Source organism: Cupriavidus sp. SIMBA_020 (genome assembly GCF_046535395.1).
In the GTDB taxonomy this organism is placed as follows: Bacteria; Pseudomonadota; Gammaproteobacteria; order Burkholderiales; family Burkholderiaceae; genus Cupriavidus; species Cupriavidus campinensis.
Window position 1 is genome coordinate 1 of the sequence record NZ_JAWRWU010000851.1, and the last position, 263, is coordinate 263.

Below are 263 nucleotides of genomic sequence, written 5' to 3' on the forward strand. Positions count from 1 at the left end.
TGCGCTGCCAGAAGCCAGCCCAGCGCGCCGCGCCGCGCGCGCCGAACAGATGGCGGATGCGGCGGTCGTAGGCCATGACGTCGTGCACGCGATGCAGGGCGAACCAGTTGTCGGCCCAGCCCGCGATCAGGCTGGACAGCCACAGCAGCACGGCGGTGGCGGCGGCGTAGATCGGCGTCGGTCCCCACAGGGAAAACGAGTCCAGCGTGGCCTGAGCCTTCTCGGCATCGATCAGGGGCCGTTGCAGCCAATGCTGCGCCACC

Annotated in this window: 1 pseudogene; it reads right to left on the reverse strand. The window is 70.3% G+C overall.

The features are described from left to right. Positions 1–263, reverse strand: a pseudogene (locus SB751_RS31800) (recombinase); the annotation flags it as partial.